The sequence below is a fragment of the Pseudoxanthomonas sp. genome (assembly GCF_051953815.1).
Taxonomy (GTDB): Bacteria; Pseudomonadota; Gammaproteobacteria; order Xanthomonadales; family Xanthomonadaceae; genus Pseudoxanthomonas_A.
On the sequence record NZ_JBQCIJ010000029.1, the window covers coordinates 1 to 15992 of the forward strand.

General features: G+C 63.8%; 7 protein-coding genes. 4 read left to right on the forward strand and 3 right to left on the reverse strand.

What is annotated here, in order from left to right:
- Both ACTHN1_RS07480 and ACTHN1_RS07485 read right to left on the reverse strand, forming a co-directional pair.
- Window positions 1-4281: DUF6531 domain-containing protein (locus ACTHN1_RS07480; RefSeq protein ID WP_440470328.1), on the reverse strand; the 4281-nt coding region annotated here is incomplete at its 3' end.
- Between the two features lie 32 nt (window positions 4282-4313).
- Window positions 4314-9425: an IPT/TIG domain-containing protein gene (locus ACTHN1_RS07485; protein WP_440470329.1), complete on the reverse strand. Its 5112-nt coding sequence runs from the start codon at window positions 9423-9425 to the stop codon at window positions 4314-4316.
- Window positions 9426-9603: 178 nt separating this feature from the next.
- Here ACTHN1_RS07485 and ACTHN1_RS07490 point away from each other — a divergent pair, with 178 nt between their 5' ends.
- Window positions 9604-10656 (forward strand): cytochrome-c peroxidase, encoded by a 1053-nt coding sequence (locus ACTHN1_RS07490; RefSeq protein ID WP_440470330.1) that lies wholly within the window; start codon window positions 9604-9606, stop codon window positions 10654-10656.
- Here ACTHN1_RS07490 and ACTHN1_RS07495 read toward each other — a convergent pair.
- The gene (locus tag ACTHN1_RS07495) at window positions 10653-11117 is read right to left on the reverse strand and encodes a hypothetical protein (RefSeq protein ID WP_440470331.1); all 465 of its coding nucleotides are present in this window, start codon (window positions 11115-11117) and stop codon (window positions 10653-10655) included. The two genes, ACTHN1_RS07490 and ACTHN1_RS07495, sit on opposite strands and share 4 nt — an antisense overlap.
- Window positions 11118-11559: 442 nt before the next feature.
- Here ACTHN1_RS07495 and mutM point away from each other — a divergent pair, with 442 nt between their 5' ends.
- From mutM to ACTHN1_RS07510, 3 genes are all read left to right on the forward strand, one after another.
- Entirely contained in the window at window positions 11560-12384 is an 825-nt protein-coding gene (gene mutM, locus ACTHN1_RS07500) for a bifunctional DNA-formamidopyrimidine glycosylase/DNA-(apurinic or apyrimidinic site) lyase (RefSeq protein WP_440470332.1), read from the forward strand.
- A 72-nt stretch (window positions 12385-12456) separates the two neighbouring features.
- Window positions 12457-13023 carry an ECF-type sigma factor gene (locus tag ACTHN1_RS07505; protein WP_295375474.1) on the forward strand — a complete coding sequence of 189 codons (567 nt, stop codon included), beginning with the start codon at window positions 12457-12459 and terminating at the stop codon, window positions 13021-13023.
- Window positions 13024-13038: 15 nt separating this feature from the next.
- A complete protein-coding gene (locus ACTHN1_RS07510; protein ID WP_440470333.1) occupies window positions 13039-15840 on the forward strand; it encodes a protein kinase domain-containing protein in 2802 nt (933 codons plus the stop codon).
- Window positions 15841-15992: the final 152 nt, after the last annotated feature.

Below are 15992 nucleotides of genomic sequence, written 5' to 3' on the forward strand. Positions count from 1 at the left end.
GTCATAGCTCAGGTCCTTGCCGTCGTGCAGGAGCTGCCGGTTGTTGTCGTCGAAGGCGTTGCCGCCCTGACTGGCTTCCGGCAGCGGCTGCGGAGCATAGGTGCCGGTCTGGGCCACCCGGCGACCGAGCGCGTCGTAGCCGTAACCCAGCGTACCCAACGTCGCCTGACCCGGCTTGGTCCAGGCCAGGCCGGTGAGCTGGCTGGCCGCGTTGTAGGCGTAGCCCGTCTCCACGCCATTGGGCAGGGTGGTGCGGGTGAGGCGGCCGGTGGCGTCGTAGGTGAACGCCACGTTTTCGCTGCCCTGCCACAGGCGCACCAGCCTGCCCACCGCGTCATAGCGATAGTCGATGCGCGGCTGGGCGTCCACCGTCATGGCGGTGCGCTGGCCGCCACGGTCATACTCATAGCGGACGATGCCTTGTGGACTGCTGGCCTGCACGACCTCGTCGAACCCGTTGTAGGACCAGGCCAGCGTGCCGGTGGCCGGGTCTTCCAGACTGACGAGACGGTTGCCCGCGTCGTAGCGGGCGGTGACGACGCTGTCGGACTGCCGGGTCCGGACCAGCCGCCCCAGCACGTCGTATTCGAAGCGGGTGATGGCGCCATTCCGGTCGGTGTAGGAGGTGACCCGGTCCATCGTGTCGTAGGTCCAGTGCTCGGCCTGGCCCAGGCTGTCGGTGCGCGTGGTCAGCCGGTTGCGCGCATCGTAGGCATAGGTGATGCCGGCGCCGTGCGGGAGCAGCACCGCCATGACATTCCCGTTGGCGTCATAGCCGAACTCGGTGACGCCACCGGAGGCATCGATCTGGCGACTGACCCGCCCCATGACATCGTGCACACGCCGCGTGGTACGCCCGGCGCCATCACGCACCGCGATGACGCGACCGAGCGCATCGTGACGCATTTCGATGCGACGCCCCATGGGATCGGTCACGGCCGCCAGGTCATAGCCTTCGTACTCGAAGCTTGTGCGGTGACCCAAGGGATCCGTCACGGCGAGCGGTTGTCCGGCGAAATTGCATTCGGTTTGCTGGATCTGACCTGCGGCGTCGGCTATCGAGGAGACGCAGCGATCGGTGTAGCCCAGCGTGGTCGTCCTGCCCAGGCTGTCGGTCATGGAGACCAGGTCGCCCACGGCGTTGTAGCGGAAGGTGGCCTGCCTGGCGTCGGGCGTACCCGACATCATGATCTGACCCGTCAACAGGCCATCGGCATCATGGCGATACTCGATGCGACGCCCCAAGGGATCCACCTTCGCACGCAGACGTCCCGCGGCGTCGCGCTCGAAGCGCGTGATCTGCGCCAGTGCGGTGCCATAACCCACAGTATCGCTGACCGGGTAGTGGCTGGCGGGATCGAACACAATCCGGCGTTGGCTGCCGTCTGGCCGGGTCACCAAGGTTCCGGTGGTATCGCCATCCACGTGGTCGTATTGCAGACGATAAACGCCACCGTCGGCCTGGGTCTGCTTGACCACACGACCGCTCCAGCCGCCCACGCCTTGCGCCTCGAACTCGTTGTGAACGATGCGATGGCCGTTCTGGTCATGGATCGATTCCAGCCGCGACTTGAGCTTCCCACCGGCAAGGGTTTCGACGCGGTACGCATATCGCCGGGAAGCGCCATCAGGATAAGTCACCTGCGTCAACAGGCCGCTGCTGTCATAGGCGTACGTCCAATGCCTGCCCGCATGATCACGGATGCGACGAACGCGGTTGCTGGAATCGTGTTCCAGCACCAGGTAGCGTCCACTGGAGGAAACCATCTTCACGAGCAGACCGGCATCGTAGACAAACTCGACTCGATTGCCATGCTTGTCCTGCATCCAGCGCAACGGGTTGGGCGCGTAGTTGCCGAAGCGCATGATGGTTCCATCCCGCAGGGTCAGGAGAAATCCATAGCGCTGATCGTCGTATACATACTTCAGTACGGATCCCGCGAACGCGGTCGTGCCACCCGAATGTTGCCAGGTGCCCGTGAGGCCGGAACCCGCGATGCGGGTGAAATCCACCGGCATCCCGCCAGGGAGGATGAGCTGGATCAGGTCGTAGCCTGAACCTGGCGGCGAATACATGCGATAGCCGAAATTCGACACCGTGCCGATGCCGAACTCCCGTTTGCCGCCATCGTTGGGTCGATAGTGGCGGCTGACCGCGATCGGAAGGATGTCAGTGAGCGCAGCGTCGGTCTCCGAGTAGAAGAATTCGCCGGTGTACAGATCGATGGGATCTCCGGCGGTGGCGCCCGCGCCGGAGCCGGATGATCCACAGGCTTCGCTGCAGGGCGGCTGGTCGGGCTCGGTGGGCGGATCGTTGGTCGCCACCGAGTAGCTGCCCCCCATTGTCTGATGCAGGGCAACGCCCTTTTCTGGGGCAAACCGGCTTCCGTCGCTGGTCACGCGCCCCTTTCCGTACACACGCCATCCTTCCGCGGGGTCGTAGATCCAGAAGTTGGCCTCGGTGCCCGCCGGATAGGCGTCATAGTTCGGGTACAAGACCCGAATGCCTTCCGCAGCCTCCGGCGTCAACGCCTGTACGGTGGCCCCGCCAGGCTCCAATGTGAAGTACATCGGATAGTTGTCCGCGACCGGAAACGGCGCCCGGTTGACCGGCGTCGGCACGATGGCCAGTTCGGTCACCACGCGGCCCTTGCGGTCGCGGATGACGGTATCGCGCGGAATGAGGATTTGCAGGCCCGGAATATCCGGGTGGGTGATCACGGTATCGCGACCCAACGGAGAAGCGATGCGACTCTTGTCCCGCGCCGTGATGCGCGGCAGGTACATGGTGTACGGAATCTGGGTCAGCTGTCCGGGCTTCACGTCGATGCCTGCCACGAACTGGCCGTACTCCACGCCGGCAGCATTCGCGGTGGTGCCGTCGACATACATCTCCTGCTTGCCGGCGGGCGCCTCGTGCAACAGGAAGTAGCCATCCCGATTGGTCCTGACGCTCCTGCCGCCGATGGTCACTTCCACATCGGCCACCGGCACCCCATCCACCCGCAGGATCTGCCCCATGACACTGGTGAAACGCATTGCGCGGACAATGCGGTCAATGATTTCGGTGTTACGCAGGTCCGGCTGGCTGCCCTGAACCCGCCAGCGTCCCTCGGTATTGTTCCGTCCCGGTTGCCAGGCCCCTTCTTTCAGCACGCCCATTGCCCGGCAAAGCTGAAGTTTCCCCGGGTACCCACACTTGCCTGCTGGTTCCGGCAATGTGTCAGCGCTTTCCTGAAGCCGCGCATCGTTTGCGTCGGCAAGGACCTCCGTCTGGAAGTCCAGAACCGTGAGGGGCATGGCGCGACCATCGATGGCATGTACTCCATCAATCAGCAAGGAGTATCGGGATCCCGGGTATAGCGGTCGTTTCGGGCGGGCAAAAACCAGGCGGCCCTCTTCGGCTGCCACGATATCGACAGGCGCCATCCCGCCCGGCCCCAGTAGCGATACGGTGGAGGAATCGAGATCCTGCGTACGTATGCGCTGGGCGAATCGAACCGAGATCAGCGTATCGACGGGCGTCACCCGATCCCCCTGGCGGGGTAAGGATCCCGCCATTCGCGGCGCCTGCCCGGCATCCTCGGCGGCCTCGGCCTTCCCGATGAATGACAAGGACTCCGGATCAAACCAAAGTTGGGTTGGCGTGGTTCGACCGGCAATGCTTCCGCCCCGCAACATGACCTTTCCATCGCGCTGCAGCGACGCGAGGTGGCCTGTAGGCAGGCTCGGATGGCTCTGCACGCGAGTGAGTGCCCCGGTTCTTTCGTTCCACAACTCCGCAGCCGCGGCCTCACCCCGCCCCCCCGCCAGCAACAGGAGCCCGTCCGTCAAGACCGTTGCGCTGTGGCCGCTCCGTGCAGCCAAAGGTAATCCCGATGCCGGCTCGATGCGGTGCGAGGCCGGGTCGTACCAGAGACCACCCGACTGAACCTTGCCGTCCGGCGTGGCGCCTCCCCAGATGAGCACGCGTCCGCTTGGCAACATGGTCATGCTCGCACCAATGCGTACGGGCTTCAGGTCGAATCGATGCGCGGCCACACCGGTTTTCGCGTCGCGCTCCATCAAGGTGCGCCCGTCAGTCGACAGAACCAATGTTCTTCCACCGGAAAGGGACACTCTACGCTCCGCAACGACATGCGTCGGCTGATGCGCCTGAGCGTCCACCGACGCAGGATCTGCCGGGAGCGCTGGTGCCTGCCCCGTGCTGGCCATGACCGCAAGCAGGCTCAACAGTGTTGTCAGCACGAGGCTGTTCCGGCTATGCGTGCGCTTATCCATGATGTACTCCTTGTCCTTCCTGGGCGCTGGCATCAGGCGGCGCTCGCGGTTTTGCGGACGCGCTTTCCCCGTTGTGCGCGGATGCGTGTTTCAGTGGTGGGCGCTGGCCGCCTTTCTCCATCCTGGATCGGGCGGATGTCGAGATCGGACTGGAATGACGCGGCGCGCCACGTATCCGCCAGGGAAAAGCGACTCACTCGCCCCAGATCAGACAAGGATGGCCGGGTCACCAATCGCAACTGCGTCGTAAGTGTCTCGCCGTAGTCGGGATCCACGAACACCCGATAGGTACCGTTCACCGGCAAGACCGGCAATGCCATCGTTCCATCGGCGTAGACCGTTTTCGATGCCAGGCGGGTGCCATCCGGAGCATAGACGTCATAGTAGACATACCCGCGCGCCGGCGACGTCTGCTGTCCGGCAATCTGAAGATCGAGCCGTTGCCCCGCGACACCGGTGAAACTCAACCATCCGTTCTGGCCCGAGCGTCTCAGCACCAGGGTTGTCCATCTGTCCGACACCAGCTGGTCTGTCACGTCCGCAGACAATGTGGCCGTAAAGCGCAACTCCCGGTTGGGTTTCTCCGCCTTCACCACGGCCGCATAGATGCCCGCCCGCAGATTGGTCAGGTTGACGCCACAAGTTCCTCCCGGTCCCTCGTCGTGGACATGGCAGGCTTTCGTTTTCCAATGACTTCCGTCCGGCCCGTGGATCCAGACATAGGCGTAACCACGGGTGCCCTTGCTGGTCAGCAACTCGCTGAAACCCAGCCCCAGATTGTCTCCCGCGTTGGCCGTGAAGGTGAGATACGCTGCATCGTCAGGCCGGTCAGCTACGTGGGTGATCGGGCCGGCATTCAACCGTTTGCCCCCGACCGTACCCGTCGCCAGGCGCAGCTGCACACTCAAGGTCTCGCCGTATAAAGGATCCACAAGAACCTGATAGGTGCCATCCATCGGCAAAGGCGGCAGATCGAGCACATCGGCGTGTCCGTACAGGGATGTCGATTTGACCAGGCTGCCATCCGGGGCGTACACGTGGTAGTAGACCGTTCGGTCCGCCGGCGCGGTTTTCTGTCCGACGATCTGCAGACCCAGGCGCTGACCTGTGGTACCAATGAAACTCAACCGACCGTTCTGGCCCGGGAGTCCCAGGACCAATGCCTTCCATTCGTCCACCACCAACGGACTTGTCAGGTCAGAGGACAGGGCGATCCTGAAACGGATGCGCTGGCCGGGCCATTCCGGTTCCACGACTACCTTGTGGGCGCCTGCCTTCAGGTTGGGAAGATTGAGGCCACATCCTCCCCAACGCATGTAGCAACTTTGTTCGATCAGCCGACTTCCGTTGGGTCGGTAAACGTAGACCCTGACGAAATACCCTTCGCGTCCTTCAGCGGTCACCACATCCCTGATACCGAGACCAAGATGGTCGCCTTCCTGGGCCAGGAACGTGAAGTACGACGCCTCGCCCAGATGGGTGCGCTCGTACATTCTGGGTTCTGCGTCCTTGATCAACTCGCCATCAACCCCGCTGTCCAGTCGCAACTTCAGGGTCGCGCTCGCACCTTGGGACGGGTCCACGAAGACCTGATAGTCCCCACTGACCGGCAGCACGGGCAACTTTAGCCATGTGTTTCCTGAGGCGCTCCCGGATTGCAACAGAGCACCGTCCGGCCCGTGAACGCGGTAGTACACATACTTGCCAGCGGGCGTCGTCTCTTGTCCATTTATCTGCAGGATCAACTGCTGCCCGACAGAACCGGCAAACGTCAAGCGACCGTTCTGGCCGGGCCGTGGCAGCGCCAGCGCCGTCCATTGATCCAGTGGCAGTCGTCCCACCTTGTCACGGGACAAGGTGATCCTGTATCGCATCGGCGTCTTGGAATATTCGGGAACAATCAGAACCGCATAGGTTCCCGTAGCCTTGAGATTCGACAGGTTGATGCCACAGCTGCCCCAAGAGGTGTAACAGAAATCGGACGGATGCCAGGAGCCATCGGGCGGATAGACCTGGATGCGAATTCCCGAGCCTGGGCCACCGCCTTCCAGTTCGTGAATACCCAGACCGAGATTGTCGCCGGCATTCGCCTTGAAGGTGAAGTACCCCACCTCTCCGTCATCACGGGAAACGTAGGTGCCTGATTCGCCATCCTGCTCCATTCCCTCGGCGGTGCCGGTTGCCAGACGCAACTGCGCGTTCAATGTCCTGCCGTCGACCGGGTCCACGAATACCTCGTAGGTTCCACTGGACGGCAGCGCCGAAAAATCCAGCGTGGCGCTGTCACTCAATGAGCGTGATGTCAGCAGCTTCCCGTCAGGCCCATGTACGCGGTAATTCACGCTCTTGTATGCCGGCAGGGTCCGCTGACCCGAGATCTGCAGGCCAAGCCGTTGTCCGACGACCCCGTCGAAGCGCAATCGCCCGTTCTGCCCCGGCCTCCCCAGCACCAGATTCATCCATTCATCGGGCACCAGTTGCATTTTCAGATCTGAAGACAGTGTCGCCTTGAAACGAAGCTTCTGGCCCGCTTTTCCGGGTGTTACCGAGATCGCATACGAGCCTGCGGACAAGCTTGGAAGATTGACTCCACAGGTTCCTCCAGCGCCGTTGTCATATGCATAGCAAGCCTCTGTCTTCCAGTTGTGTCCACTAGGGTCATGGAATCTGACGTAGACATAGCCACTGACACCCTCGGTGGTCAGCAAATCGCTGATGCCAAACCCCAGGTTGTCGCCTTCCTTGGCCGTGAAGGTGAAGTACGCCGCCTCTCCGGCTTCCCGGGCCGCATACGTGCCTTGCTCCTCGTCCAGTTGCATCCCCTCCGTCGTGCCCGTGGAGAGCCGCAGCTGCGTCGTCAGGGTTCCGCCATATTCCGGATCGATGAACACCTGATAGGTGCCATCGATAGGCAAAGGTGGCAGATCGAGCGCGTCCCCGCGATCATCCATATGCGTCGATCTGAACAAGCCGCCATCCGGGGCATACACGCGGTAGTAGACTCTTCGGTTCACCGGCATCGTCTGTTGCTCGGCCCCCTGCACGCCCCAGCGCTGCCCTGCAATTCCGGTGAAGCTCAACCGCGCGTTCTGCCCCGGTCGTCCCAATACCAGTGTCTTCCACACATCCGGCGTCAGTTGGCCTATCAGATCGGAAGACAATGTGGCCTTGAACCGCATCTGTTGCGCGGGCGCCGATGGTTTCACCACCACTGCATACGTGCCTGCCTTCAGCTCAGGCAGGTTCAGATCACAACCACCATTGCTTGCGTAGCAGTATGCATACCGAAGTTCCCGACCATCGGGTCGGCTCACGTGTACATAGGCATAAGAACCTTCGCTGAGCATCAATTCGCTGATGCCCAGCCCCAGGTTGTCGCCTTCCTTGGCCACGAAGGTAAAGTACGCCGCTTCGCCCAGTTGGTTGGCGGCATAGTTGGCCTGTCCCGTGTCCGATTGCAGTCCTTCGATCGTGCCGGTCGCCAATCGCAGCTGGACCGTCAATGTCTCGCCATGGGCCGGATCCACGAACAGCTGGTACGTGCCGTCGACCGGCAAGGCAGGCAGATCTAGCGTTCCGCCGACCTTGATGGTTCTGGATGTGAACAAGCTGCCATCCGGCGCATACACGTAGTAGTACACCTCCCGGTTCACCGGCATCGTCTTCTGGTCCGCGACCTGTATCCCCGACCGCTGCCCGGCGGTGCCAGTAAAACTCAGCCGCCCATTTCGGCCAATCCGGTCCAGCACCAGTGTCTGCCACGCGTCCGGCACCAGCCGGCCGGCTACGTCGGCCGACAGCGTTGCCTTGAATCTCAGGTGCTGGCCACCCGACCCGGATTGAACCACCGCCGCATACGCGCCCGCGGCCATGCTCTGCAGATTCAACTGACAATCGCCACTGCTGAGATAGCAGGTATGATCCCGCAGCTGCTTGCCATCGGGCCGATACACTCTGGCGTTGGCGTAGCTGCTACCGTCACCCACGCTCAGTTCGCTGATGCCCAGGCCCAGATTGTCACCGCCCCGTCCAGGAAGAAGGAAGCGTTTGCTCTGGCCTGCCGCCCAGTTTTCGAATGTCCTTGCGTTGCCGCCGGCTTCCAGCGTCGGATCGACTTCCATCGACAGACGCCAACCACCTGCGTTAGAGAGACGCTTCATGAAGATCGCATAGGTACCGGGCTCCTTCAGCGTCGGCAAATGAGCCGAAGCGCTTCTTGCGGACAATGCGCCGTTCGCATGCACCCGATTCGCCGGGCCGCGAACGGTGTACTCGATGTCCACCCCGGCGCCAAGGTCGGTCTGAACGCTCAGGTGCTCCATCTCCTTGCCATCGAACAGCACCACCACCCATTTCCCCGGCGAAGACACGTTCAGGGAGATCGGCGTCGCTCCCGGCTCGATCCGATGAACCGTCTCCACATCGGCCGGAGAGATGCCCGCCGGAACCACGACCAGGTCCTCGCTGCTCCGGACTCTGCCGAAAGGAGTGGTGACCGTTACCTTTCCGCTGCTGGCATTGGCCGGTACGACGAAATCGATGTGATGCCCCTTGGCGCCTTCGGCGATCATCACCGGACGAGCTGCCACGTGCACGCTGCTTTGACCAGGAATCGGGGTCAGATTCTCGCCATCGATCCCGACGGTCGCTCCCACCGCGACGCGCAAGGGCGCCATCCGATGGATGACAGGCGGCGCCTCATTCTCGTCCACGATGAATGCCGTCGGACTAACGGCTGACGCTCCCTTGGCATCTACCCGGACAAGGCCTGTCGTCGCACCTGCCGGGACCAGGACAGCCAGCGAGGTCGGAGATGCATCTGTAACTTCCGCGACCGTACCGTTGAACTCGACCCGATTTTCCATCGCTGTCGCCGAGAATCCTTGTCCGCGGATCAGCACGCGCGCGCCCGGAGCACCGCGTCCGGGCTCGACATCAAGAATCGCCAATTCATCCGGACGCAATCTTTCAATGCCGCGCAAATTTCCTACCGCATCGTAGACGTAACGTACGCGGCCTCCTTCTTCGTTCGCAGCCAGCACCAGCCGACCATTGGCGTCATAGCTATAGGTAGCTGCTCCCGCCAGTGACGTCACCACACCAGCGATCACGAACGCGACCATGATCTTCCATGCATGTTTCATCGCGCCTCCCGACTTGCGCCGCACAACTCATCCTTTTTCCAAACACCCAAGAAGTTCGCTCCCTGATCGCAGGATGCCGCATCCGGACCTTTGTGCCTTCTCCGACATTCGACTGAATGCCACCCCATTCGACTTTCTTTTTTAGCTGCTGAAAATATGCTGTCAATTAACTTTGTGGATGGACACCATATTGAGAAAGAGAAGCATCACACTGGCAGCGGCAACCGCGTTATCGCTCTCTCTTTCTTCGTGCTTTACCGGGGCGATCCCATCCGCTGATCGATCTCTAGTCGAACTCGGAAGAGAAGTCTTCAACGATCGTCGATTGAGCGCCAACAACGATGTCAGTTGTGCGAGCTGCCACCTTTCCGAACACTCCTTTGCCGATGGTCACATCGTCTCCATCGGCACCGGAAAAAGGTCCGGGACACGCAACTCGCCCAGCCTTCTTGACACAGGAAAAGCAGCTTCTTTTTTTTGGGATGGACGTGAAACGTCGCTGCGGGAGGTTGTGCTGCAGCCTTTTACCAACCCGGTTGAAATGGGGCTCACCGACATGGAGCAATTGGCTGTCCTGCTGGCTTCGCGACCGGAATACGCGGCGTTCCTTCGCCACCACAATGGCGCGACGCAGTTGGACCAGGATCGCCTTGCGTCCGCCCTATCCGCCTATATCGGATCTTTACCGGCGCCTGACGGCCCGGCCTTCCGCCACCTGGCCCAAGAAACCGTCCTGGACGAGCAAGCGCTTGCAGGCATGGCGCTTTTCAATGGCAAAGCCGAGTGCGGCACCTGCCATGTGTTCAATCGCGAGAACACGACGCTGACCGACAACAAATCACATCACACGGGCATCGGCTTCGAACAGGTCGCCGGGAACATCTCCTCCGCCCTCGATCATCTCGATGAAGTGCTTGTCTCCCAGCCGTTGGGACATGCCGTCCTTTCGGACAGTCGCGTCTCCGAGCTGGGGAAATTCAGCTTCAGCCGCAAGGTGGAGGACCTCGGCGCATTCAGAACGCCCTCGCTCCGGAATGTCGCCCGGACGGCGCCATACATGCATGACGGCAGCGTTCCGACGCTCGAAGAGGCGCTGGAACGCGAGATCTACTATCGGAATCTATCCCGCAGCACACCCATTCATCTGACGGTGGAGGAGAAGCAGGCGCTTCTGGCATTCCTTCATGCGCTCAGTGACGATGCGGAACCCTCCCCTCCGTCGCCGTCCTAAGGGCGCGCCGCTTCCTCCGGAATATCAATGAGATCGAATTCCTGCTGGCCCGCCAGTTTTCCATCCAGGCGGATTTCGATCAGATAGCGGTCCTGGGACCAGTCTTTCGCATTGTCCAGTTCCAGATCCACCGTCGAGGGAGCGTCATCGCCGAGGTGTTCGACCCGCTCTTCCTTCACCTCTCCCGTTGACAGCGCAAAAACCTTGACCTCCATGGTGCTGTTCTTTGCACTCCGGGATGTCTTTATGCTCAACCGAAGCGGTTTCTTAGGGCGCAGAAGTGAGTGCGAAGCATCTGACCGTGCATCCTTGCCGACAACTGCGATTTCCTCGATGACAAGAGGTGAGCTGTCATTCGTGGTGTCAGCGCCTTTGGCGGGAGTTTTGGGGGAGCAAGCCACGGTCAACAACGCCACCATCAAGGCACCGCCGGCCAACTTCAACTGTGCGCGAACTTCCATGCGATTTACATTCCTGACAACGTGAAGGGGTCTGCATGGTATGGCCTCCATCTGCGGATTCCATGCTCCGTCGCCCGGATTGCGTCCAATGTTAGGTAAGGAACGGGCGAAGGCGCTGGTATGACCGAGTACTGCGAGAGCGCATCCGTGGACGGGCAACCCGACAGGAATTCCGGACCCGGTCGAACGCGGGGGTGGTCGCCTCCGTCCCCCTGAGCATCCCTGCGACCAGCCCAACATGTTTGCCATCCTCCAGGTCCCGCGCGTCGAAGCGTTGGGGTCGCCACTCCACGCTGCCCTCGCGTCGCTGGAATTGGGATAGACCGTGACAGATGTGGACAATCGCAGGCTGGCGGGATTTCCCTCCGCCGCCCCGGCCAGGGCTTGTCCCTCGCGACCCGTACCCCCATCCCCCTCCCAGATACCTGCCTGCGGTAGCCTCATGCCCGAACTGCCCGAAGTCGAAACCACCCGCCGTGGCCTGGCCCCGCACCTGGAAGGGCGGCGCATCCAGGCGGTGACCCTGCGTCGGCCGGATCTGCGCTGGCCGATTCCGCCGGAGATTGCCCAGGACCTGCCCGGCCAGCGGATCGCGGCGGTTCGCCGGCGTGCCAAGTACCTGTTGATGGACGTGGAGGGCGGCAGCGCGCTGCTGCACCTGGGCATGTCCGGCAGCCTGCGGGTGCTGCCGGTGGACACGCCGGTGCGCGCGCATGATCACGTCGACATCGCGGTGGAGGGACCGCGCGGGCAGCGGCGGGTGCTGCGCTTCAACGATCCGCGCCGTTTCGGCTGCCTGCTGTGGCAGCCGGCCGGGGAGATCCATCCGCTGCTGCAGGCCCTGGGGCCGGAGCCGCTGTCGGACGATTTCGACGGCGACTACCTGTTCGAACTCAGCCGGGGCCGCAAGGCGCCGGTGAAGACCTTCCTGATGGACCAGGCCGTGGTGGTGGGGGTGGGCAACATCTACGCCGCCGAGAGCCTGTTCCTGGCCGGGATTTCGCCACTGCGCGCCGCCGGCAAGGTCTCGCGCGAGCGCTATGTCGCCCTGGCCGAGGCGGTGAAGCGGATCCTCGGTTACGCCATCACCCGCGGCGGCACCACCCTGCGCGACTTCATCAGTCCGGATGGCGCGCCCGGCTATTTCGAGCAGGAACTGTCGGCCTACGGGCGCGGCGGCGAGCCGTGCCCGCGCTGCCGGCGACCGATGAAGGAAGCCAGCATCGGCCAGCGCACCACGGTGTGGTGCGGCCACTGCCAGAAGTGACAGAGACCTTCTCCCGAATGCCTTTGCTCACGTTTGGGGCTATATTCGCCGCCTGACTTGTGGGGAAAGCACATGGCGGACGCTTCAGACATCACCATCTGGCTGGACTCGGCCCGCAACGGCGATCGCGCCGCGCTGGATCGGGTGCTGGCCACGCTCTACCAGGAACTGCACACCATGGCCCGGCGCCAGCTGTCCGGCCAGCACGGCTATACCCTGGACGCCACCGCCCTGGTCCATGAGTCCTATCTCAAGCTGATCGGCTCCACCGGCACCGCCAAGTTCGAGGACCGCGCGCATTTCTTCGCCTACGCCGCCTCCTCCATGCGCAGCGTGGTGGTGGACTACGCGCGCAGCCGGCTGGCCCGCAAGCGCGGAGGCGACCTCAAGCGGGTCGCCGACATTCCCGAGGAAGTCGAAGGCAACCTCAAACTCGACGAGGATCTGCTGGCGCTGAACGCCGCGCTGGATCAACTGGCACAGGCCGACGAACGCCTGGCCAAGGTGGTGGAACTGCGCTATTTCGCCGGCCTTTCGGAACTGGAAATCGCCGAGCTGCTGCAACGGTCCGAACGCAGCATCCGGCGCGACTGGCAGAAGGCGCGGATGTTCCTGCTGTCGTCGATGCAGGAACCCTGATCACGGCGCTCCACCGTGGACGTCGAACGCTGGAAACAGCTTTCCCCGCTGCTGGATGTCCTGCTGGAGCTGGCGCCGGACGCCCGCGCGCACCGGCTGGATGCGTTGCGCGCCGAGGATCCGGAACAGGCGGCCGAACTGGAGAAGCTGCTCGCGCTGGAGGATGACAGCGACGGCTTCATGGAAGCGCCGCTGCTGGAAAAACCGCAGAGCGGACTCCAGCCCGGCATGCTCATCGGCCCCTACCGGCTGGAGGACGTGCTGGGCGAAGGCGGCATGGGCATGGTCTGGCTGGCCTCCCGTGCCGACGGCCTGTACCAGCGCCGGGTCGCCCTGAAACTGCTGCGCCCCGGTCTGGCCGATCCCAACCTGCGCCTGCGCTTCACCCGCGAGCGCGAGATCCTGGCGCGGCTGGAACACCCCAACATCGCGCGCCTGCTGGACGCCGGCGTCAGCCAGGGCAGCCAGCCCTACCTGGCGCTGGAATACGTCGAAGGCATCCCGCTGACCGAATACTGCCTGGTCAACGATCTGTCCATCGACGATCGCCTGCGCCTGTTCCTGCAGGTCTGCGAAGCGGTCAGCCATGCCCACGCCAACCTGATCGTCCATCGCGATCTCAAGCCGTCCAACATCCTGGTCTCGCCGGACCGCAACGTGCGCCTGCTCGACTTCGGCATCGCCAAGCTGCTGGACGAAAGCGAGCCGGCGCCGCTGAACCCGCGCACCGAAGTCCGCGCCTTCACCCTGCACTACGCCGCGCCCGAACAGATCCGCGGCGAGCCGGTCACCACCATGACCGACGTGTATTCGCTGGGCGTGGTGCTGTACGAACTGCTGGCCGGCACCAAGCCCTACCGGCTGCGCCGGCAGAGCGACGCGGAATGGGAAGAGGCGATCCTGGCGGTGGAACCGCTCAAGCCCTCGGTGGCCGCGCAGCGCACCACCGGCGGCGGGCGCACCGATTGTCCCAACGCGCGCCGGCACGGCCGCCGCCTGACCGGCGATCTGGACAACATCGCGCTGAAGGCGCTGGCCAAGTCGCCGGAACAGCGCTATCCCTCGGTCGAGGCGCTGGCGCTGGATCTGCGCAGGCACATGGACGGACGGCCCGTGCACGCGCGTCCGCAGAGCCTGGGCTATCGCGCCCGCAAATACATTTCCCGGCATCGCTGGGCACTGGCCGCCGGCGGCGTGACCGCCCTGATCCTGATCGCCGCGCTTGGCGCCAGCCTGTGGCAGAGCCAGCAGGCGGTGCGCGAAGCCGCGCGCGCGCAGGCGATGCAGAACTTCGTCATCGGCCTGTTCGACAACGCCGGCACCGCGCAGCGCGGCAATACCTTCGACGCGCGCGAACTGCTGGTGGCCGGCGAACGTCGCGGCGAGCGCGAACTGGCGCGCCAGCCGCTGGCGCATGCCGAACTGCTGGGCGTGATCGCGCGCCTGCGCATCGGCCTGGGCGATTACCGGGAGGCGCTGGCCCTGCTGGATCGCCAGCGCCGCCTGCTCGAAGGCAGCGAGGCCCCGGCCCTGGCCCTGGAAAACACCACCCAGCGCGGACGCGTGCTCTCGCTGCTGGGAAGGCCGCGCGACTGCATCGACGCGATGATCCGCCAGGAACCGGATATCACCCGCCTGCAGATCCAGTTGCCGCAGCAGGCGGCCGACTTCCTGTCGCAGGACGGACGCTGCCGCCGCGCGGTGGCCGACCGCCAGACCGCGCGCCAGTTCTTCCTGCGCTCGCAGCTGCTCCGCCGCGGTCTGCGCGATCAGACCGGCGTGGCGGAGAGCCTGTATGACCTGGCCGGCCTGGAAAGCGACATGGGCAACGCCGATGGCGCGATCCGCGGCTTCAACGCCGCGCTCGTGCATCTGCGCCAGTACGACGGCCAACGCCACCCGCTGGCGGTGGACATCGAACGCAGTCTGGCCAGCCTGTACCGGATCCGCGGCGATTCGCAGACCGCCCTGATGCATTACCAGCGCGCGCTCACCCTGTCCCGCGACATCCACGGCGATCGCCATCCGGCGACCCTGGCGGTGCGTCGGCAGATGGGCGCGGTGCAGGTGGATCTGGGCCACTTCAGCGAAGCCCAGGCGCAGATGCGCCAGTTGCACGAGCAGACGATCAGCGCGCTGGGTCCGGCCCATCGCGAGACCGGATCGAGTTGGAATTCGCTGGGCATCATCGCCTGGGAGCTGGGCGATACCGACAGCGCCATCGCCGACATCGAGCGCGCGATCACGGTCTGGCGCAGTCCCGACAGTCGCCAGCAACTGCCGGGCGGGCTCTACAACTACGGCATGGTGCTGCACAGCGCCGGCCGCGAGGAGGAGGCCCTGGCCGCATTGCAGGAAGCGCGCGGACTGCGCGCGGAGCTGTTCGGCGCCAGCCACGCGCTGGTCGGCGAGACCGATCGGATGATCGGCGAAGTGCTGGCGGCGCGCGGTGATCTGGCCGCGGCCAGCGAGTACTTCGACCGCGCGGAGAAACTGACCCGCATCGGCTACGGCACCGAACACCCGCGCACCCTGTTCGCCGAGTTGTCGCTGGCGCGCCAGCTGGGCCGCACCGGCCAGGTCGCCGAAGCCCTGCGCCGGATGGACGCGCTGGCGGTGCGCAAGGGCGAAGGCAGCGAGATTCCAAAATTGCGCTGGACCGCCCGCAGTTACGCGGCCGAGCTGCGTTGCCAGCAGGGCCAGCGCGAGCGGGGACGCCGCGATCTGGATGCGCTGCTCTCCGAGCTGCGCCGGCTGCAGCCGGATGGCGGCGTGATTCCGCGCGAGGCCGAGCGAATCCGGGCAGCGTGCATCTGAGACGGAAGGCGGAAGGGCTCTTTGCCTCCTACGCCATCCGGCTGAGCGGGGAAGCGCTTGAAAGAGAGAACACTGCCTCATGCGTGTAAGCCCACGCGCAAAGCGCCCCCATCCCGATTTCCCCCGCTTGCGGGGAAAGGGTGATTCGCGAT

Excerpts from the sequence above, each read along its gene's own strand:
- ACTHN1_RS07485 (WP_440470329.1), bottom strand. The coding sequence starts at position 9,425 with ATGAAACATGCATGGAAGATCATGGTCGCGTTCGTGATCGCTGGTGTG.
- ACTHN1_RS07490 (WP_440470330.1), top strand. The coding sequence starts at position 9,604 with ATGGACACCATATTGAGAAAGAGAAGCATCACACTGGCAGCGGCAACC.
- ACTHN1_RS07495 (WP_440470331.1), bottom strand. The coding sequence starts at position 11,117 with ATGGAAGTTCGCGCACAGTTGAAGTTGGCCGGCGGTGCCTTGATGGTG.
- mutM (WP_440470332.1), top strand. The coding sequence starts at position 11,560 with ATGCCCGAACTGCCCGAAGTCGAAACCACCCGCCGTGGCCTGGCCCCG.
- ACTHN1_RS07505 (WP_295375474.1), top strand. The coding sequence starts at position 12,457 with ATGGCGGACGCTTCAGACATCACCATCTGGCTGGACTCGGCCCGCAAC.